Here is a 356-nt window from a genome sequence, read left to right on the forward strand (position 1 = left end):
GAACCGGCACGACTTGTTAGTCGAGGGATTTTAAATCCCTTGTGTCTACCAATTCCACCACTCGGGCATCGAGTTTGCTATTTAAAGCAAGTGGATAAAACTAATATGGAGCGGCACACGAGGCTCGAACTCGTGACCTCGACCTTGGCAAGGTCGCGCTCTACCAACTGAGCTAGTGCCGCATCATATTAATTCTAAATTTAAATACATAAACTAATTTATGTAATATTTTTTTATAAATTACACTTGGCGATGTAATTAAACCACAAAGTGGTGCCCGAGGCCGGACTTGAACCGGCACGACTTGTTAGTCGAGGGATTTTAAATCCCTTGTGTCTACCAATTCCACCACTCGG

1 tRNA gene is annotated in these 356 nt (G+C 43.5%); it reads right to left on the minus strand.

Annotated features, from left to right (window positions below):
- Nucleotides 1-106: 106 nt before the first annotated feature.
- A tRNA-Gly gene (locus AN393_RS19725) sits at nucleotides 107-182 on the minus strand.
- Nucleotides 183-356: the final 174 nt, after the last annotated feature.

The organism is Pseudoalteromonas sp. P1-25, from assembly GCF_001401805.1.
Taxonomy (GTDB): Bacteria; Pseudomonadota; Gammaproteobacteria; order Enterobacterales; family Alteromonadaceae; genus Pseudoalteromonas.